18 protein-coding genes and 1 pseudogene are annotated in these 19,273 nt (G+C 69.6%); 7 read left to right on the forward strand and 12 right to left on the reverse strand.

From position 1 onward, the window contains the following. Positions 1-288: 288 nt before the first annotated feature. Positions 289-726 carry a hypothetical protein gene (locus ABT085_RS05105; protein WP_351602303.1) on the forward strand — a complete coding sequence of 146 codons (438 nt, stop codon included), beginning with the start codon at positions 289-291 and terminating at the stop codon, positions 724-726. Between the two features lie 329 nt (positions 727-1,055). On the opposite strand, the gene ABT085_RS05110 is transcribed toward ABT085_RS05105, so the two are convergent. Continuing rightward, on the reverse strand, positions 1,056-2,510 hold the full coding sequence (locus tag ABT085_RS05110; RefSeq protein WP_351602306.1) for an MFS transporter: 1,455 nt from the start codon (positions 2,508-2,510) through the stop codon (positions 1,056-1,058). 91 nt (positions 2,511-2,601) lie between these two features. Between ABT085_RS05110 and ABT085_RS05115 the strand changes: the two genes are divergently transcribed. Next, positions 2,602-3,084, forward strand: a complete 483-nt coding sequence (locus tag ABT085_RS05115; RefSeq protein ID WP_351602309.1) for a winged helix-turn-helix transcriptional regulator — start codon at positions 2,602-2,604, stop codon at positions 3,082-3,084. 635 nt (positions 3,085-3,719) lie between these two features. Here ABT085_RS05115 and ABT085_RS05120 read toward each other — a convergent pair. After that, positions 3,720-4,460, reverse strand: coding sequence for a metallophosphoesterase (locus ABT085_RS05120; RefSeq protein WP_351602312.1), 741 nt, complete (start codon positions 4,458-4,460; stop codon positions 3,720-3,722). Between the two features lie 172 nt (positions 4,461-4,632). Here ABT085_RS05120 and ABT085_RS05125 point away from each other — a divergent pair, with 172 nt between their 5' ends. Beyond that, the gene (locus ABT085_RS05125; protein ID WP_351602315.1) at positions 4,633-5,250 is read left to right on the forward strand and encodes a CGNR zinc finger domain-containing protein; all 618 of its coding nucleotides are present in this window, start codon (positions 4,633-4,635) and stop codon (positions 5,248-5,250) included. A 429-nt stretch (positions 5,251-5,679) separates the two neighbouring features. Here ABT085_RS05125 and ABT085_RS46650 read toward each other — a convergent pair. Then, positions 5,680-5,931 (reverse strand): annotated as a pseudogene (locus ABT085_RS46650) (hypothetical protein); the annotation flags it as partial. Between the two features lie 485 nt (positions 5,932-6,416). Continuing rightward, positions 6,417-7,040 (reverse strand): TetR/AcrR family transcriptional regulator, encoded by a 624-nt coding sequence (locus tag ABT085_RS05135; RefSeq protein ID WP_351602320.1) that lies wholly within the window; start codon positions 7,038-7,040, stop codon positions 6,417-6,419. Positions 7,041-7,168: 128 nt separating this feature from the next. On the opposite strand from ABT085_RS05135, the gene ABT085_RS05140 reads away from it, so the two are divergent. The 3 genes from ABT085_RS05140 to ABT085_RS05150 all read left to right on the forward strand — a co-directional run bounded on the left by ABT085_RS05140 (position 7,169) and on the right by ABT085_RS05150 (position 9,542). After that, positions 7,169-7,771 (forward strand): ester cyclase, encoded by a 603-nt coding sequence (locus ABT085_RS05140; RefSeq protein WP_351602322.1) that lies wholly within the window; start codon positions 7,169-7,171, stop codon positions 7,769-7,771. A 244-nt stretch (positions 7,772-8,015) separates the two neighbouring features. Further along, the gene (locus ABT085_RS05145; protein WP_351602324.1) at positions 8,016-8,309 is read left to right on the forward strand and encodes a hypothetical protein; all 294 of its coding nucleotides are present in this window, start codon (positions 8,016-8,018) and stop codon (positions 8,307-8,309) included. Between the two features lie 126 nt (positions 8,310-8,435). Beyond that, complete coding sequence (locus tag ABT085_RS05150; RefSeq protein ID WP_351602326.1) at positions 8,436-9,542, forward strand: WD40 repeat domain-containing protein; 1,107 nt, start codon at positions 8,436-8,438, stop codon at positions 9,540-9,542. 616 nt (positions 9,543-10,158) lie between these two features. Here ABT085_RS05150 and ABT085_RS05155 read toward each other — a convergent pair. From ABT085_RS05155 to ABT085_RS05185, 7 genes are all read right to left on the reverse strand, one after another. Next, a complete protein-coding gene (locus ABT085_RS05155; RefSeq protein WP_351602328.1) occupies positions 10,159-10,614 on the reverse strand; it encodes a hypothetical protein in 456 nt (151 codons plus the stop codon). A gap of 117 nt (positions 10,615-10,731) precedes the next feature. Then, complete coding sequence (locus ABT085_RS05160; protein ID WP_351602330.1) at positions 10,732-12,045, reverse strand: alpha-glucosidase/alpha-galactosidase; 1,314 nt, start codon at positions 12,043-12,045, stop codon at positions 10,732-10,734. After that, positions 12,042-12,251 (reverse strand): hypothetical protein, encoded by a 210-nt coding sequence (locus ABT085_RS05165; RefSeq protein ID WP_351602332.1) that lies wholly within the window; start codon positions 12,249-12,251, stop codon positions 12,042-12,044. Before ABT085_RS05165 ends, ABT085_RS05160 begins: the two co-directional genes overlap by 4 nt. Positions 12,252-12,294: 43 nt before the next feature. Beyond that, the gene (locus ABT085_RS05170; protein ID WP_351602334.1) at positions 12,295-13,185 is read right to left on the reverse strand and encodes a carbohydrate ABC transporter permease; all 891 of its coding nucleotides are present in this window, start codon (positions 13,183-13,185) and stop codon (positions 12,295-12,297) included. Next, on the reverse strand, positions 13,182-14,120 hold the full coding sequence (locus ABT085_RS05175) for a carbohydrate ABC transporter permease (RefSeq protein ID WP_351602336.1): 939 nt from the start codon (positions 14,118-14,120) through the stop codon (positions 13,182-13,184). Before ABT085_RS05175 ends, ABT085_RS05170 begins: the two co-directional genes overlap by 4 nt. A gap of 11 nt (positions 14,121-14,131) precedes the next feature. Further along, entirely contained in the window at positions 14,132-15,460 is a 1,329-nt protein-coding gene (locus tag ABT085_RS05180; protein ID WP_351602338.1) for an ABC transporter substrate-binding protein, read from the reverse strand. A gap of 637 nt (positions 15,461-16,097) precedes the next feature. Continuing rightward, positions 16,098-16,913, reverse strand: a complete 816-nt coding sequence (locus ABT085_RS05185) for an endo alpha-1,4 polygalactosaminidase (protein ID WP_351602340.1) — start codon at positions 16,911-16,913, stop codon at positions 16,098-16,100. A gap of 549 nt (positions 16,914-17,462) precedes the next feature. Here ABT085_RS05185 and ABT085_RS05190 point away from each other — a divergent pair. Continuing rightward, entirely contained in the window at positions 17,463-18,698 is a 1,236-nt protein-coding gene (locus ABT085_RS05190; RefSeq protein WP_351602342.1) for a Gfo/Idh/MocA family protein, read from the forward strand. Between the two features lie 47 nt (positions 18,699-18,745). Here the strand turns inward: ABT085_RS05190 and ABT085_RS05195 are convergent, their stop codons facing one another. Beyond that, on the reverse strand, positions 18,746-19,219 hold the full coding sequence (locus ABT085_RS05195) for a cupin domain-containing protein (protein ID WP_351602344.1): 474 nt from the start codon (positions 19,217-19,219) through the stop codon (positions 18,746-18,748). Positions 19,220-19,273 lie beyond the last annotated feature (54 nt).

The raw sequence follows: 19,273 nt of genomic DNA on the forward strand, positions 1-19,273 counted from the left end.
GTACGGCATGAGCGCTTTCAGCCACACCCAGGCCCCTGGGTCTGCCGATCGTACGAAGGACCGGAACCAACCCGCCAACAAGGTAAGGAGCGCTTCAGCCGGCGAGTTCGCTGGCGAGGCGGCGAGGCGGCGAGGCGGCGAGGTGTCGAGGTGAGCGCGTCGTGCGGCCGGGGCGACAGGCCCGGCCCATGTCCGGTCCGACGGAGCAGGCGTTTGCGGTTGGAGCGTCACCATCACGGACCGGAACTCGGTCGAACGGCAGGCCTGGTCCAACCTACGATGACACCCGTGCACCTGCCCTGGTTCGAGTTCGACGAACACGACAAGGTCCCGCAGAACTGCGACCCGTCCCAGCGCGAGTTCCTGCGCCTGGTTCGAGAGGGCGCCCAGGAATGGCCTTGCCGGCCCGGCGACACCTACGTGCTGTTCTTCCCCCGCGACGAACTCGATGAGGACGGCAACACTGCGGAGCACGACGAGATGCGTCTCGTGGTGGACCTCAGCCACCGGCAAGTGCACTTCCTTGCACTCGGTGCCGCCCTGGAGGCGGACACCGTACGGTGCAGTGAACTGCACAGCTGTAACTTCGCGTTGACGCAGGAGCGCCCGGACGTCGTGCCGCGCGAGCGCAGCGGACCGGTCGAGGATCTGGCGGTCTTCACCGTCGACTGGCTCGGTGAGATCCTGCGTCGGCCGGCGCTACGGTACGACGGCCGCCGGTACTGACCCCCGCACGCGGCTCGCTCTCGCGCTCGGTACGACGCCGGTATCTCCCCGTTCGGCGTTACGAGCGCCGTCCTTCGTTCGAGCGGTTGCTCGTGAGCTGAGCATTGCGCTTGTTGCCGAGGCAGGAGGACCGGCGCCTCGGCCAGGGGCCCTTGGGCTCGCTGCAGCGGCGCCAAGCCACGTCTCGTCCTGGGCTTGAGCCCTGCGACCTCATGAGATCAGCAGGGCCGTCAAGCCGTCACGTGCGCTCGGTGAGCCAGTGCAGCCGCCGATACTTCGACGCACGGGCACTGCCCGTCCTGCGCTGCTGGACCTTGAGCACGAACAGGTCAGTGCATCTTGGACCCGGCGCCGGCCCTTCGGGACTGGGGAAGCGCCTGAACGATGCCGGCAGCAAGCCCGAGGGCGGCGAAGACCCACCAGATGTGATGGAAGGTGTCCACCACGGTGGTCGGAGTGGGCGTGCCGAGAATCGCCACGAAGAGACTGATGCCCAGGACTGCGCCCAGCTGTCTGAAGCTGGAGTTGACGGCCGACCCCACTGCGAACTGGTTCGGGGGGAGCTTCGCCACCGCGGCGCCGGACTGCACGGGCAGGGTGAAGCCGATACCGAGACCGGTCAGCAGCGTCCACGGCAGCCAGTGCGTCACCCAGTGGTGCGAGGCGTTCACGGACAGGGCGAAGCCGAGGCAGCCGATCGTCCACAGCACCGCTCCGGCGAGCAGGACCTTCTTGTGCCCGATGACGGTGGCCAGCTTGGTGGTCGACCGGGCGACGATGGTCACGACGACGGGTCCGGCCGCGCTGGCGAGTGCGGCTCGCAGGACGGAGTACTGCCACACCGTCTGCAGGTAGATCAGGTTGGCCAGGAGCAGTCCGAAGAATGCCGTGGAGAACAGCAGCGTCGCTGCGTTGACGTCGCGGAACTGGCGCTCCTTGAAGAGCGCGAGATCCATGACGGGGCGCGCGGCCCTGGACGTACGCCACAGGAAGACGGGCAGGACCAGGGCGGACAGCACGAAGCCGGCCACGACCTGCCCGTCCGACCAGCCGCGGGTCGGTCCTTCGATGATGGAGTAGCTGAGCAGCGCCGGGAAGAGGGCGATGAGTACGGTTCCGAGGGCGTCCGGGATGCCTGATGCGTGGGGGTCGCGAGACTCGTGCAGGAGGTTCTTCCCCAGGCCGAGGGTGATCGCTGCGATCGGGATGTTGACCAGGAAGATCCATCGCCATGAGGCGTACTCGGTCAGCAGGGCGCCCAGGGTCGGGCCGACCGCCGCGGCTGCTGCCGCCATGGCGCCCCAGACGCCGATGGCGACGTGCCTGCGCTCGGCGTGGAACTCGTGAAGGACGAGGGCGAGGGACGAAGGCACGACGAGTGCCGCGAACACCGCCTGGAGCGCACGGCCGGCGATCAGGACACCGGCGCTCGGCGCAAAACCGCACATGGCGCTCATCAGGGCGAACCCGGCGATGCCGATCATGAAAGTCTGCTTGCGCCCGTAGCGGTCGGCGACGCGGCCGGCCGGTATGAGCATGGCGGCAAAGACGAGGCTGTAGGCGTTGAGCACCCACGCGAGGTGCCCCGTCGATGTGTCGAAGCTGCGGCTGATCGTCTGGAAGGCAATGTTGACGATCGTGGTGTCCAGGAAGACCACGAAGGCGCCCAGGCTGCCCAACGCGAGCACCCAGCGTGCCCGCCGAGGATCGGCAGGCGTCTCGGCCTGAGGCTGGCTGTCCGGCGCGTCGAGCCCGACGGCGGGCGCACGCTCTGCATTGGTCACGGTGAACTGCTCCCGAGTGGGTTGTGAAATACGACTGAGTCCTCGACGGTACATGAGTGGGTTGGAAACTCCAACCGACTATCCTGGAGGCATGGGAACCACTGATGAACCGGACGGCACACTCGGTATGGCGGACCAGCCCGTGAGCGTGAGGGCGTGCCCCCTCGCCGCCTCCCTCGAGGTGCTGGGCGAGAAATGGTCGCTGCTGGCGATCCGCGAGATGACCTACGGCGTGCACCGTTTCGGACAGATCGCGGGCTACACAGGGGCGTCGAAGGACATCCTGGCCGACAGGCTGCGCAAGCTCGAGAGCGCCGGCGTCGTGGAGCGCCGCCAGTACAGTGAGCATCCGCCTCGATACGAGTACCACCTCACCGAGGCGGGCCGGGACCTTCAGCCGACGCTGCTCGGTCTCTTTCGGTGGGGTAACAAGTGGGCCGTGACCGAGCCGTTGCTCAGGGTTCGGCACGCCTGCGGGCATGACCTGGCGATCACGCAGGCCTGTAGCCACTGTGACGGGCCTGTCTCGCGTCAGAGCATCGAGTTCGAGGTCATCGAGCGCTCTGCCGGATGACAGTGGCGCATCGGCACATGGGCCGGATCGACAGGGCGGGCTGCACACCTCGGTGGCAGCCCGTCCGGAGCGCCGTCATGCGGGGCAGTCGGCGGCGATCCGATCGCACGAATGGTGTCTCGACCGCTTGTGCTGCAACAACGATGCATCTACGGCGAGGCTCGGGGCACCGTGCCGGCCATCGGCATGGTGCGAAAGGAAACAGAACGACGGATGCCCTGCAGGATCCCGGTCACAGGTACAGGACTCCTGTGCCTCGGGAAGCCCTCGCTGAAGATCCGCGCTCGACTACACATCTGTGAAGGCCGGGAGAGGCGGCGTTGTACGTGCGTTCCCTGTGCCGCCTGCCGCCTGGATGGTGTCCCAACCGTTCTGGATTCCTTCCAGCAGGCATGCCCGTGGGGCGGCGGTGAAACCCCTCTCATCCGCCGACGGATCGATCACGTTGCGCCATCGGAGCCGGGCGAACCGGTGAGCACGGCCACCACGCCGAGGCGGGCCGGCTGCAACTTCAGTGCAGACGGCCCGCCGATCACTGGTAAGGCAACTCAGCAGGGAGGGAGGCGAGTTCCCCGTCGCTGACGAGTGTCATCGGGCCGTCAGCGGGCCGCTTCGAGGATGACCTGGGCGACCACTCAGAGCACGACGCGGTAGTGGGTGGTCAGTCGCCGATCGTCGGACAGGATGTGGAACGCAAGGCCGGGCGGCTGGTCGCGGTCTGCGGCCTTGTCGCCCTCCCAGGGCATGCGCAGGGTCCAGGTGATGGCCGGTGCCACGATCAGCGGACGCGCGGCGAAGGTCGAGGCGGCCGCGGTGTGGGCGTGGCCCGTGAGGACGGCGGCGACTTGCGGGTGCGCGTCGAGCAGGTCGGCCAGTTGGCCGGGTTCTTGGAGCATCCCGGAGTCAGGCAGGGGGTGATGGAGTTCGACCGGCGGCTGGTGGAAGGCGATCAGTGCCGTGGTCTCCTGCGGCAGCGCGGTGAGGGTGGTGTCGATCCAGGCGAGCGTCTGGGCGTCGAGGCGTCCCTCGTCGCGGCCCGGGATCGTGGAGTCGCACATCAGGATGGTGGTGCCGGCGATGTGGTGGGCCTCGTTGATGGGGCCGTGGTCGGGTGCCTTGTTGAGGAGGGCCTTGCGGTAGGCCGGTCGGGCGTCGTGGTTTCCGGGGCAGGTGAGCACGGGGAAGGGGGCGGTCAGGATCTGGGCTGCTTCTTCGTACTCGGCCTCCTCACCGTGGTCGGCGATGTCGCCGGTGACCAGGAGCGCGTCGACCGGGTGCGGCAGGGCTCGCAGGTAGTCCATGACGCGGGTGGCGCGTCGCGTTGCTCTCTGGCTGCCGTCCAGGTGCAGATCGCTGATGTGTGCAAGCAGCGTCATTGCGCAATCGCCTCCCATGGCGGGCTCGGCCGCCGTCCTGTGCCGGGGCAGGTGTTGCCACCCGCTCCAATGTCTAACGGAAGTTTTTTGTTTTCCGTTAGAGACCTTAGGGTGTGCGCAGGGATGTGATCAAGTGGCTGACGACCCGGTACCGAGATGAAGGGGATGCCCTGTGGAGCGCTGGCTGGCACTGGAACTGGCGAGCACGATCCGCCACGACGGAGACGGCGGCGTCACTGATGACCTCGCCACGGCCCAGGGAACGACGCGCTGGATCCACGAGCAGAGGGACCTGCTGGCCGACCGCATTTCGGCCGGAGAACTCGCAGCGGATGAAAACCTCAGACTCGGGATCGTCGAGCTCCGGCAGGCAGTCCGGGCCCTGTTCGCCCGCGCGGTCAGTCCCGCTCCCCCCAGCCCGGCGGATGCCCATCGCCTGATGACTGCCGACCAGGCATTGGCCCACCTCAACACGGCTGCCGCGCGAGAACCGGTCGTCCCGCAGCTCGACTGGCCCGCCGAAGGAGTCCCTGCCACCCGACTGCTGTCTGCCGAAAACGATCTGTACGTTCGACTTGTCGCGGCCCTGGCCCGGGCTGCCATCGAGTTTCTCAGCAGCCCGCAGCGCGCGCAGTTGCGATCCTGTACGGCGCCCCGCTGTGTGCGCTACTTCGTCAAGAGCCACGGGCGGCAGGAGTGGTGCAAGCCGTCATGCGGAAACCGCGCCCGGGCGGCTCGCCACTACAAGCGTCAGCGCACGTCGGCTGACGGCGGTTCTGCCCCGTCCTGATCACTCAGGTACTGCCGTGCCTGTCGGCTCTCGGCCGGCGCCGCAGCGCGTGGGCCCTGGCGACAAGACGGGTGTCGTCGGCTGACGGAGACGGCCAGCCCCGCTTCCGTCGATCTCGAAGAGTGCGCGGCCCGCGGCATCCGCAGCGACGCGGTCGTGCCGGGTGTCGTCAGCACCCCGGTGCACCTCGGAGACGACTGGGGGGAACCCGCGAGACGGCATCCGCTCGGGCGCATGGGGAGGTGGTCGACGTTGTCCGGGATCCGTGTCGGCCATCAGGTGCCCGCGGACGCGATAGGCGTGGATCAGCGCCGCCACGCGGACCGTCTTGAGCGCCGCCTGTGTGGCGTCGTCACCTGCGGTATCGGCCTCGCCGCGGGTTGCTTCATCCGCTCCTGGTGCGGCGGAGCAGAGGTGGTGCCATGCCGGGGCGACGGAGTCGGGGTCCTGCAGGTAGCGCTCGTGCTGTTCGTCCACGAACCATCTGCTGGGGCCGAAATCGAAGTCGTTGGTCACCGGTTGTCCGGTGCGGGATCGCGATGCCACTGTGTGGATCGCCGTCTTTCCTTGTCGCAAGCCGATGCCCGACGCCGGTGCCACGGCCGGGCGCCGTTTCACTTCAGCCACGTTATGCCTGTGTCCTGGAGGGCGCAGCGTGCGGTTGTGCCATTGCGGCGTCACATCTGGACATGACTCCAGGCCTCACGCCGCCCGTGTCCCGCATCGCCGCCGTGGCGCAGGACGGCCATCCTTTTCCATGGCGGCGAGCGCAACCCGTTGTGCGGTGTCGGCTGGTTCCGCCCGACCACGAGCAGGCAGTGTGCGTCCGTCTTTGGCGATGACGGAGTGCAGCGTCGGACGGGACGGCCGGTGCCCGTGCGCGAGGGGCGGGCGGCCTTGCCGTCCACGGCCAGGCGCCGGCCCGGCTGCCTGCCGGGTCCTATGCGGGGAGGTCGGCGAGATCGCCGAGGCATACGAGGGGCAGGAAGCGGCGGACGGTGGGGCCCGAGGATGCACGGCTGCGCTCAGCGGGGCGGCGGCGCGCGCCGAAGCGGGCGTGCAGCTTCCAGGGCCTGCGTGCTGGCTTCGGCCCAAGGTCGGAGAGTGCGAAGTTCAGGCGGAGAGGCCTGGCGTCAGCGCGGAGGCACCGCTCCTTGGATCCATGATCACGCCACGGCGGGGGCCAGTGCGGCGACCGCCGTGCGGTAGAGGACGTCCTCGGCGCGGTCCCAGGACCAGCTGCTCTCGATCACCAGTGTGCGCCAGCCTGAGGGCCCGAACCATTGCCAGAGCAGGTCGGCTGTCTCCTGTACCGAGTAGCAGGGCGGCGGAGTCAGCGTGTGCAGATGGCGGGCGGTGGCGCGGAGCGCGTCGCGGTAGTCCGCCGTGGCACGCTCCCACAGTGCCTCGCCGTCCTCGTGCACAGGCAGCGCCTTACGGATTGCCTCGTGTACGCGGAACTGCCCCTCATTGCCCATGCGGGTGCCGTGGGCCAGCGTCCGCAGCACCGAATCCGGTGTCCGTCGCCCGAGCACTGTCTGCATGGTGCGTTCGTAGTCGGATGCGCTCACGCCTTCGTCGACGATCCGGTTCAGGATGTCGCTCTTGCTTCCGATGCTCGCGAAGACGGTCTTCGGGGCCACGCCCGCAGCTGCGGCGATGTCGGCGACGGTCACCCGGCCGTAGCCGCGTTCGGCGAACAACTCCGTGGCCTGGCGCACGATCAGTTCGCGGGTCCGTGTGGCGGCCTGCTCGCGTAGCGGGGAGACGTAGGGGCGCTTCGGCGGCATGATCGGATTCTATCGCGATGAATTCATTAGGCGTGCTGTAACCTCAATTCGACGTGGTCGAGTTCCGCGCGCGGATGCGCGACCCGATCGCCGGTCCCGCGGGGCGGCCACGTCATCACCACGACCGCATGGCCCACGAGAGGCAGCGCACCATGGGAATGGACCCCACAGAATTGGCACACGGACTCTTCCGGGTCCTCGAGTCGGCCGATCCGGCACTGGCCGCGGAGACGGTGCACGAGGACTTCCGTAACCGCGAGGCCGCTGTGGCGCCTCCCGCCTGCGCTCTGCCGGGTCCGGCCGGGGTCCTGGCGTCGAGTGCCTGGATGCGATCCGCCTTCAGCGACCTGCGCTTCCCGGTCCTGGGCATCGCGCGCAACGACGACCAGGTCTGGGTGCGGCTGCGTATGCGAGGGCGCCACACTGGCCCCTTCGTCCGCTATCGCAACGGCGTACTGGACCAGGCCATACCGCCCACCGGGCGTGACGTCGACTTCGAGCAGATCCATGTGCTCGGCCTGCGCGAGGGCAAGGTGGTGAGCCATGAAGCGGTACGTGACGACATCACCATGCTCGGCCAGCTCGGCGTGTTTCCGCCGGCCCCGCCCACGGCACTGCGCATGGTTACCTGGCGCATGACGGGGCGAGCCGCCCGCGCCGCAGCCCGTGTGACGGCAGAGGCCGCCGAGGCCGCTGCACTGCTGCACGGCAGACGCGCAGAGGGCTGCTGAGCCGATCGCGCCACGGCGGCGGACGAGCCGGTGGTGCAGCGCCCGCCCCGGGTGCTGCACCGGGCCGGTGCGCCCCCGCAGGCGTTGAAGGCCGCGGCTACCTGCCGCTCGGCGTGGCCGCCCGTCTGCTTGCCGGGGCCTGCTTCGCCACCATCGGTGTTCTCGGCGGCCGAACTCGAGACGATCCGCCGGGAACGCCTGACCCGGCGGAGGATCACCGGCGGCAGAAGGCATCGGGGCTCAGATGAGTGACAACGACTCCATGAGCCGCTATAGTCGCGCCCTCATTGATCCGGTCGACCCAAATGGCATGCGGTACTGCGTGTGCGGCGGTGGCTTGCTCTGGAGAGGCGAAGCCTGTCGGCCCGGAGTGCGGATGTGGTTTGTCAGCAGGAGCAGCTTGTTGGCGTCGGCGTATGACCACACCGAGGACTGCCTGGCATGTGATATCCCGATACGGCAACTGATCGGCATGATCAAGGGCGAAGCCCTTGAGGAGATCGCGCGTCTCGACAGTGCGGCGGGAGACGACACGTGACGGATCGTGTGGCTGCCGCTGGCCGGGGGCGTGGAGTTGTCGGCAGCGGTGTGGGGTCGGGCGGCGGATGCCGGTGTCATGTCTTCTGCGGGGTGCTGGATCGCGCAAGACTGCACCATGGCATTCATGGGGCAGCCGTCGCCGCCTCCCGCGCTGGGGCCGGCTGCGGTCCTGCGCGGGCACGGCAGAGCCGTGAACGCGGTGGCGTTCAGTGCGGACGGGCGGCTGCTGGCGTCCGCGAGCACCGATACGACGGTGGTCCTGTGGGATGTGACGGATGCGTCCCGCCCGGCCCATGCCGCCCGCCTTACCAGCCATCGCAGAGCCGTGAACGCGGTGGCGTTCAGTGCGGACGGGCGGCTGTTGGCGTCAGCAAGCACCGACAGGAGCGTGATCCTCTGGGACGTCACGAACCCGGCCGTTCCGACCCGGTCGGCGGTCCTCGTCCATGAACGTCCCGGCTGGCTGTCACGCGACGGCTGGCGGCAGGGCGGTGTCCATGCGGTGAGCTTCAGCCCGGGCGGACGGTTCATCGCATGCGCCAGCGACCGCACCGTGATCGTCTGGGATCTCTCCGACCCGGCACGGCCGAGCCGGTGCGCCCGCGTCACCCATCATCGGCATGTCTGGCAGACAGGTCCCGTCAGAACGGTGGCATTCAGTCCGGACGGGCGGTTGCTGGCCTCGGGTTCCGACGGTGACAAGAACACCGGCGTCCTGTGGGATGTCAGCGAACCGACGCGCCCGGTCCGGACCGCAGTCGTCCGGCCGCAGGCCCGCGACTGGCCCAAGGCGTTGTCCTCGGGCGGGGCGCCGGCCGTGTATTCGGTGGGATTCCGTCATGACGGGCGGCTGCTGGCCACCGGCAGCGGGGATCTGGGCGTGGTCTCCGGCACCTACGGGTCGTGGCGGCAAGGAGCCGTCACGGTGTGGGACGTCACCGACCCGGCGCATCCCGTGCGAACGGGCACAGGCAGTCTCCCCCTGGCCGGTCTCGGGAACACGGGCCGGATGTATGCGGTGGCGTTCAGCCCGGACGGCCGACTGCTGGCCTCTGGTTGCGAGAACGCGGCCGTGACGCTGTGGGATGTCACCGACCCCGCGCACCTGACGCCGGCCGCCCGTCTCACCGGCCACCGCAAGGCCGTACGGGCTCTGGCATTCAGCCCGGACGGACGGATGCTCGCCGGCTGCGGTGCCGACACAACGGTGAGGCTGTGGGAAACGGGCTGACGGTATGCGCCGTCTTCCGTGCCCCGAGGGCCAGGACATTCCGTCTGGCCCGGGCCCGACAGTTGATCAACGACTCGACGCAGGCCCTGCACCGGATCGCCGTCCCGCGGGTGCACTGTCACCCAGGGGCCCGCACCTGCTCGACAGTGCCGCCGAGAAGCAGGGAACGCAGGCACCGAAGTCGTACGCAGTCTTTCGGCGCCGTCTGGTCGGACGTCCGCCGGGCCCTCCTGTGCGGCGCCCCGACCGGTACCGGGCCAGCAGACCGCCCCCTGGCCGTTCCAGAGTGTCGTTGTTCGGGTCAGGGCGAATCAGGTCGAGCTCGTGGCGTTCGCGGGTGAGGGTGGTGGAGCGGCCGGCAGGAGCTGGCAGTGCGCGGGCCTGTGGGCTGCCACGGGTTGGCCGTGCGGTCGCACGACCGGTACGGCCCTGGGCCCGGGGTGTGTAACCGGCGCATGGACCCCAGGTGGCGGAGGGCGCCCGGCAGTGTGCGTGCTCGTGTGGTGCGTCTCGTTGGAGGGGTGTTTTTTGTCCGGCGTTCCCGTTTCCTGGCCGGGACGGGCGCCATGGCTGCCGCCATCGAGGCAGGCCGGGCCGGCTGTGCGAGGATCGCGCATCACTCTTGCCGGTCCGGCACCCTCGGCCGACCCTCCACCAGCTTCGGCCCGCGCAGCAGCAACGGCTCGATCGGCGACCACAGCTCGTCCGACACGATCCATGGCCGCGACTGGGCTCTCCGCAACCTGGGCACCTCCTGGCCATCGCGGTCCGCGCCGTGGGCCATCGTGCGCAGCACCACGTCCAGGCGGGCCGTGCCCAACGGTTCTGCGGCCGCCGCAAGCAGTGCCTCGGTCGGCGCGGTCTCCTGGGCGGTGGCGATTTTCTCGCCTGGCCTGCGGCGCCTGCGCTGCAGCGTCCTGCGCGCCGCGAGGGCTGCGGTGACGGCGGCCGCCGGCAGCGCACCGGCCCCCGCAACGGTCCGCAGACTCAACACCCCACTGCCCGCCACCGGTTCATCCGAGTCCCTTCCGTCGACGTCGGCGAGGAAGTCGGGGGCGAACTCATCCAGCATCCCGTACCGCTGGTGGGGCGGGATGCTGGAGCGTGTGGACCGGGGTTCTCCGGAACGAGCGGGGTGCGGGGGCGTTCGGCGTCCGTCACGGTGGCACGCGGGTGCGTCCGCGGTCGGTCATGAACCCAGACGGGTGCGCAGTCCCGGTTGGAGGAGATCGCCGTGGGCGGTGACCATGTCGTCGCACAGGCGCCAGATGTCCTCGACCGGCAGGGCCGCGGCCGTGGCGGGGTCGGTCATTGCCGCGTGCCTGATGTGCCGAGGGTCGTCCTCGATGGCCGCCCGCACCACCAGGTCGTTCGCGCTCAGATAGGTGCGGTTGAGCGCCGCGAGCTGAGGCGGGAGGGAGCCGACGCGGGTGGGCTGGACGCCCAGGGCGTCCACCAGGCACGGCACCTCGACGGTGCCGTGCGCGGGCAGATTGTCGATCAGGCCCCGGTTGGGGACGTTGCCGTAGACCGTGCGCGGGGTGCCGGTCACCATGCTGTGGATGATCTGCGGTGCGTACTCCATCGTCCCCTCGACGGCGACCGGCGTCCCGGCGGCCAGCGCGTCACGGGTCCTCTCGTAGGTGGCGACGTTCTCGTCGACGATCTTGAGGTACTCGCCGATCGGCAGCCGTAGCCGTTCGACCTCGCTGTCGTGGTGCAGATACCAGGGAACGTACTCGGAGGAGTGCTCGCTGGTCTCCGTGGGGTAGTAGCCGAGCCTGCGGTACATGTCGACCCGGACCCTGCGGCGCAACTGGTCGTCGGAGGCGATCAGTTCGTCCAGCTTCGGGTAGAGGCTCCGGCCCTGGTGCTCGAAGCGCAGCACCCACGCCTGATGGTTGACGCCCGCGGCGTGGTAACTGATCTCCTCGTAGGGCACCTTGACCAGGTCCGCGAGGTCGCGCATCGTCCAGTACACCGAGTGGCACAGACCCACCAGCCGGGTCAGTCCGGTGGCCTGCGTCAGGTACTGGACGTTCATGGCCATGGGGTTGGTGTAGTTCAGCAGCCAGGCCTGCGGGCAGACCTCGGCGATGTCCCGTCCCAGATCCTTCAGGAACGGGAACGTGCGCAGGGCGCGGAAGATGCCTCCGATGCCGAGGGTGTCGCCGATGGTCTGGCGTACGCCGTAGCGGGCCGGTACCTCGAAGTCGGTCCGGGTGGCCTCGACCATGCCGACCTGCACGATGTTGATGACGAAGTCGGCGTCGGCCAGGGCCTTGCGGCGGTCGGTGTCCGCGGTGACGTCCGGTGTGGCACCGAGGGCGTCGGCGATGCGGACGGCGGCCGCGTGCGCGGTGGCCAGACGCTCGGTGTCGATGTCGTGCAGCGCGATGTGCGCGGACTTCAGTTCGGGGAACGCGAGGAGGTCGGCGAGCAGTCCCTGGGTGAAGACGACGCTGCCTGCGCCGACGAGGACGATCTTGGGGGTGGTGGTCATACCGGGCTTTCCTCGGTCTCGGAAGGGCGGGCGAGGACTTCATCCCGCGTGGGCTGTGCGGTCGTACCGTCGTAGGCACGGGTGGAGGCGGCTTCGCGGACCGCGCCGAAGCGAACCGCTCCCGTGAGGGGCGTTGCGTCGAGCGGGCCGACGGTGATGTCGGGGTCGGTGTCACCGGTGTCGGGCAGCTCGAAGGTGTGCGGCACTGAGGTGTTGCTGCCTGAGTGGTGTGTCGGGCGGCGAGCGGGGTCAGCCTTTGAGACCGGTGGAGGTGATCGACTGGATGAACGCCTTCTGTGCGCCGAGGAAGGCCAGCAGGACCGGCAGCACGGTGATGACGTTGCCGGCCATCACGGCGGCCCACTGCGTGTGGTGCTGTCCCTGGAAGGTCGTGAGGCCGAGCTGGAGCGTGTACTGGGTGTCGTGGTTGATGGCGATCAGCGGCCAGGTCAGGTCGTTCCAGGTGCTGAGGAACGTCAGGACGGCCACCGTGCTGAGGGCCGGCCGGGACAGCGGCAGCACGATCCGCCACAGCACGTGAAGCCGTGAGCAGCCGTCGATCCAGGCGGCCTCCTCCAGTTCGCGGGGCAGCGAGAGGAAGAACTGCCGCAGGAGGAACACCGAGAACGGCGTGACGAGGGACGGCACGATCAGCGCGCCGAGCGTGTCGATGAGGCCGAGCTGCTTCATCACCAGGAACGTGGGGATCATCGTCAGCTGGAACGGGATCGCCATCGTCGCCAGCATCAGGCCGAGCAGCAGCCGGGAGCCGGCGAACCGCATCCGGGCGAACGCGTAGCCGCCCAGGGTGCCGAGCACGAGGTTCGCGGTCACCGTGACGAGGCTGACGAGGAACGAGTTGGCGAACCAGCGGGGGAACATCGCGTTGCCGAGCACGTAGCGGTAGCCGCCCAGGTCCAGACGGGAGGGCCACAGCGCCGGCGGGAAGCGGTTGATCTCCGCGTTGCTCATCACCGAGCTGAGCGCCAGCCAGATCAACGGCACCGCGAACAGCAGGGCCATCGGCGCGAGCAGCAGGTGCCAGGGGCTGAACGGCAGCAGTCGGCGTCGCCGGCCGGTGTCGGGCCGGGTGGTCGGGGCGGCCTGCGCGGCCGCGGCCGGGGCGGAGACGGCGGTCATGCGGTGGCTCCCTGGAGTCGGCGGCGGGCGATCTGGAACACCAGGCCGATCAGGCCCAGGGCCGCCGCCAGTACGTAGGCCGAGGCGGCGCCGTACCCCGCGGTGCCGTTCTTGAACGCCTGCTCCCAGATGAAGTAGACGACCACCGTGGTGGATCCGAGGGGCCCGCCCTTGGTGGTGACGTACACGAGGTCGAACGTCTGGAGGGCCTCGATGGTCTGCCACAGCAGCAGGAACACCGAGACGGGCCTGAGCGCGGGCAGGGTGACGTGCCGCAGGATCCGGAAGCGGCCGGCGCCGTCCAGCCGGGCCGCCTCGATCAACGAGGCCGGCACGTCCTGCAGCGCCGCGAGGTAGATGACCATGCAGAAGCCGGTACCGCTCCACAGACTGATCGCGACCAGCACGGGCAGCGCCTGGGACGGATCGTTGAGGAAGCCCTGCGACGGGATCCCGAGGTAGTGCAGTACCGCGTTGGCCGCGCCGAACTGCGGGTCGAGGATGAACGAGAACAGCACGCCCTGCGCGGCGGAGGAGACCACGAACGGGACGAAGAACAGGGTGCGGTACAGCCCGACGAAACGGATGCGCCGGTTCAGCGCGAGGGCGAGCAGCAGCCCCACGGCCATACTCGCCGGCACGTACAGCCCGGTGTAGAGCAGGGTGTTGTGCACGGCCTGGCTGAAGTGGGGGTCCTGGGCGAGGGCGCGGTAGTTGTCCAGGCCCACCCAGCGGCTCGGGGTGACGAGGTCGTCGGCCTGGAAGGACAGCAGCAGCGACCAGACGATGGGCACCACGCTGAGACCCAGGATGATCAGGACCGCGGGCGATACGAACGTCCAGGCCGTTACGGACTCGGCGGCCCGTCTGCGGCGCAGGGCGCGCCGGTGGTCCGGGGGCCGGGGCAGAGTGATCGGGGTGGGCACTCGGGACACGGCGGATCTCCTCAGCGGGGTATGAGCAGTGCGGCGTTGGCGTCGGCGGCGCAGGAGCGCAGTGCCTGGGTGGGACTGCTCCGGCCCAGCAGCACGGCGACGACGGCCTGTCCGAGGGCCTGCGAGATCTGCGGGTAGGCGGCGTGCACGGGGCGCACGCGGGCCGAGTCCAGTGCCTTGGTGAACACGTCCAGGCCCTCGGTGGCGTTCTCCTGGTGCTGCCAGGCGGGCAGGTCGCGGGTGCGGCGGCTGAGCGGGAGACTGCCCGCGTCGATGTCCCAGCGCACGTCCTGAGCGGGCTGCATCAGCCAGTTGACGAAGGTCTTGGCGGCCTTCGTGCGGGCCGCGCCGTTGTCGAACACCGTCCAGGTGTCGGGTCCGCTGATGGTCACCGGCCGGCCGGAGAAGGTGGGCAGCGGGACGACGTGATACTCGATCTTCGCCTGCCGGATGTCCGGGAGCTGCCAGGGTCCGGTGACGGCCATGCCCATCCGGTCGGACAGAAAGACCTGGTACATCTGCTCGCTGCCCGGCTTCGGGTCGACGTAGACGCTCTTGTTCCGGGCGAGGGCCGCCACCACCTCCAGGGCGCGGGTCCCGGCGTCGCCGCCGAACCCGATGTGCTTGCCGTCGTCGGCGACGACGTCCCCGCCCAGATCCCAGATCATGGGCCACATGCGCCAGACGGTGTCCTCGTCGCCGACGCCCGGCCAGCCGGTGCCGAATCGGCCGCGGCCGACGTCGGTGAGCGCCTTGGCGGTGGCGACGAAGTCGTCCCAGTGCCAGTCCGCTTCGGGCAGCGGCAGTCCGGCCTGCCGGAAGAGCTTACGGTTGCAGACCACCGCGAGCGAGTCCAGCAGCGCGGGCGCGGCGCGTACCTGGCCGTTGACGGTCACGGCCTGGCGGGCCGGCAGCCAGTAGTTCGTCCAGGGCGTGGCGGCGTGCCCGACCATGTCGGTGAGGTCGGCGACCTGAGGGCTGTGGGCGACGCTCGCCAGGTCGGAGCCGAAGATGTAGGCGATGTCCGGGTAGGAGCCGGCGGCGAGGGCCGCGGTCACCTTCTGGAGCATCGCGTCGGCGAGCACCCCGCCGCCCAGCTCCACCCGGATGCGGGGGTGGCTGCGCATGAACGAGTCGGCCAGGGATTCCATGGCCTTCTTGCCGGTGTCGGTCTGCCCGTGCCACATCTCGATCGTCACGGTGCCGTCGGCACTCACGCCGTCGTCGCCCGCCGCGCAGCCGGAGGCCCACAGGCCCGCGGCCGCCGTGGTGGCCAGAGCGGTGCCGGTGCGCAGCACGGTGCGCCGTCGGGGCTGTGCGCTGCGGGTGACCGCATGCATGGGTATCTCCCGTGTGGGGCTGTGGGACATGGGTGGTGCGTCAGGGATGCGTTGGGTGTGCGGCGTTCCGGTCGCGGCGAGGGCGGGTGGTCCCGGCGGGTCCGGCCGGCCGGTGCCGGTCCCGGGCGGCCGGGACGCCGTGGGCCGGTGCTCAGGGCCGGGCGCGGAGCGGGACGGGCAGCCGGGTGCGGGTGCCGGGTGACCGGAGGGGGCGGTCCGCACGCGAGGTGGGTCCGGCCGTGGTCGTCGTGGCTCGCCGTCCGCGGGGAGTCGCATGGATTCGGATCATGTCCAGGCCCCAGAGCATGGTGGGTACGTCCCCGCCTCGGACCCCGACGTGGTCCTGGCGACTCAGGCCGGACTCCTGGCGCGTGGTCAGCTACCGGCTGGGCGTACCTCTGCCGCCGAGTGCTTCGACTACGGCGTTGACCAGGAGTTAAGCGATGGTGCCAGGAAGCTGTCAAGAGGGAGGCGATGATTGGACATGCGTGAAACGCCGAGGAAACCTGCATGATTGAGCATCAGGCGATGCCGGCCTGTGACGGTTCACCGAGCCGTCACAGGCCGGCACGCGGTTCAGGGCGCGCCCGAGGCCGTGATCGGTGCGGGATGCGCCCCAGCGGGTCCTGTGGACGTCCTAGCAGGTCTTGCGGACGTATCCACTGCTGCCGGCCGGTGAGACGTCCACGTCGCGCTGGACGATGCTCAGCGTGCCGCCCCACCCCCTGCACGCCTTCGACTTGCCGGAGTTGGTGTACTCGATCACGATCACGTTGTTGCCGAAGGCGCTGGTGTAGTCGCCGCACTCGTCGTACTGGCCGCACTCCTCGGCCACGGCGAAGTCGAGGCCGTTGGCGGTGCGGTTGCCGGCCAGCTCGGGGGTGTTCTTCTGGGCGATGGCCAGACCGTCCGCGTGGGCGCGGGCGGAGAGCAGCTTGATGAACGCCTGTGCGTTGTTCGCCGTCAGGCGGCCTCCGGAGCGGGAGTAGCTGTCGTAGTTGTCGGGCTCGACGGCCTGGAAGCCCTTGTCCCGGCAGCCGTCGATCTGGGATCCGATCTGGCTTGCGATCCGCTGGCGCTTGGCGTCCGTGCCGACGTCGAGGAGGGCCTCGCCCCAGTCCTTGTCGTAGACGACCTTGCCCGCGGAGTCGCGCAGCAGCAGGTCCGACGCCCACTCGCCCTCGGCGCCCGGTTGCGCCTGGAAGGCGTTCACGTAGCAGATGTTGTACAGGCCGGCGGCCGGGGAGGCGGTGTGGTCACGGGTGACGACCTTGACACCGGTGGGCGGCGTGTAGGCGCCGCCGATCTGGTAGTCGAAGCCCGCGTGCGTGGGCGGCAGGGACACGGTCGCCGCCTGCGTCGAGGGTGCCCCGACGAACAGGGCGCCGGTCAGCGCGGCCGCGCCGATGACCGTGCCGGTGATTTTGACAGTGGTGGTGGTGAGGTGGCTCATGTCGTGAGCTCCAGAGGAAGCGGGCACGTCCCCGCCTCGGACGAGTGGGGTGTCCTGGCGACTTGGGCCGGGCTTGCGGCGCGGGGCCTGCATACCGGCTGGGCGTGCCTCTGAACGCGGAGCACGTGGCTCCGGTGTAGTCCGAGAGTAAAGCGAGCGCCTGTGAGGATGTCAACGGTGGTGAAGTTCCCTGTCCACTAGGCGAGTTGGAGATCCGAATGGCAGGTCGCGGCGGTCGGCGGCCGGTCACCCCGGCGCACGGACCGCGGTGTGCTTCGCGGTCGGGGTCTCCGAGCGTCGCCTACGTGCCCCACCATCGGCGGCACGTCGGCGACGACGTCCGAGCGTAGAAAGGAATGCTTGAAACTGCTTGATATAAGCGTTGATTGAGCACCTTCGAGCATCTAAGGTCGTTGGCGTAGCGGTCGAACCGGGGACGCTCCGCCGGTCCGGGACCGTCCGCCGCCGCGCACCGCAGCCGACCCTCCGACAGGCCCAGGACATCCAGGCGTCGGTCACGTCTCCCTGTCCGCGACGAAGGGACACCCCATGACCGACCGGCCTGCCGCTCCGGAACTGCGCGTCGGTGTCGTAGGCACCGGCCAGCGAGCCGGGCTGGCCGTCCTGGCCCAGCAGCCCGGCTCGGCCCGCGTGGTCTCCTGCGCGGATCCGTCCGAGCGCGCCCGCGCGGACGCCCGGAAGCTCTTCGGGCCCGACGTCCAGGTCCACGAGCGCTACGAGGACATGCTCACGGACGACCTAGACGCCGTCTTCGTCCTCACCCCGGACGACCTGCACACCGCGCCGGCCCTGTACTTCCTCGAAGCTGGCGTCGCCGTGTTCGTCGAGAAGCCGCTGGCCGTCGACCTCGGCGACTGCGACCGGGTCCTGGCCGCCGCGTCCCGCACCGGCACCCGGCTGTACGTCGGGCACAACCTCCGCCATCTGCCGGTCCTGCGCACCATGCGCAGGCTCGTCGACGAAGGGGCGATCGGCACCGTGCGGGCGGTGTGGTGCCGGCACTTCGTCGGCCACGGCGGCGACTACTACTTCAAGGACTGGCACGCCGAACGGGCCCGGACCACTGGCCTGTTGCTGCAGAAGGGCGCACACGACCTGGACGCGATCCACTGGCTGGCGGGCGGCTACGCCCGCACGGTGACCGCGCTGGGCGATCTGTCCGTCTACGGAGCCAGCCCGCACCGCCGAACCCGGCCCCAGGGCCCGGCACGGGTGCAGGACTGGTTCGACGAGGGCGTCTGGCCGCCGTCGGCGCTGCGCGATCTCAACCCCGTCATCGACGTGGAGGACATCAGCATGGTGCTGGCCCGCCTCGACAACGGAGTACTCACCAGCTATCAGCAGTGCCACTTCACCCCCGACTACTGGCGCAACTACACCGTCATCGGCGACGAGGGCCGTATGGAGAACCTCGGGGACGGCGTCGAGGGCGATGCCCCGTCGATCAAGGTGTGGAACCGGCACCGTTCCGGCTACCGGCCGGAGGCCGATCTGACTGTTCCCCCCACCGAGGCGGCGGACGGCGCGCACGGCGGTGCGGATCAGTCACTCGTCGACGAGTTCCTGCGCTTCGTCGCGTACGGCGGCTCGACCGAGACATCGCCCGTCGCCGCCCGGGAGGCCGTCGCGACCGGCATCGCGGCCACCACGTCCCTGCGCTCGGGGGGTACCCCGGTCGACGTCCCCGCCCTCGCCCCGCACCTCGCCGACTACTTCGCACGCCACCAGCCCGGTTCGCGCGGCCCTGCCTCCCGGATCGCCTGAATGCTCCGACGCGTGTGAGATCCAGGACACGGTGGGGCGAAGGCGAGTCACTGTGACGGCCCCGACCGCCAGTCGGGGATGTTCTCAAAATGCACGTCGTAGCGGTCCTGTTCGGGGATCAGCGACGCGAATTCCGCCTCACCGCGACTGATGGCCGCCAACTGCTCGAAGTAGCCGAACCGTTCGATGCCGGGGCTGAGTACGACGACCATGTCGGCCACGGTGTCCTCGGCCGCGCCGAACACGTGGGGGAGGTGGGGCGGTATCACGACGAGACCGCCCTTTCCCACCGTGGTCAGCGTGTCGCCCAGGCGGAAGAGGACCGACCCGTCGAGTACGTAGAAGAGCTCGTGGGAGCGCTTGTGATGGTGCGGTGGTGCTCCGTCCGCGCCGGTCGTCAGTGTCAGCCGGCTGGCGCTGACCGCGCCTCCGTCGGCGAGCAGTTCGAACGCGCCGTTCTTGAGCAGCGCCCCGGCCGCGTCGCCGGGTTGCACCACCAGGGCAGGGTTCGTGGAGTTCACGGTGGCTCCTTCGGTCGAGAATGGGGGAGGGGTACGACAGGGCGTTCGCGCTCG

It is taken from the genome of Streptomyces sp. NPDC002265 (genome assembly GCF_040296125.1).
Taxonomy (GTDB): domain Bacteria; phylum Actinomycetota; class Actinomycetes; order Streptomycetales; family Streptomycetaceae; genus Streptomyces.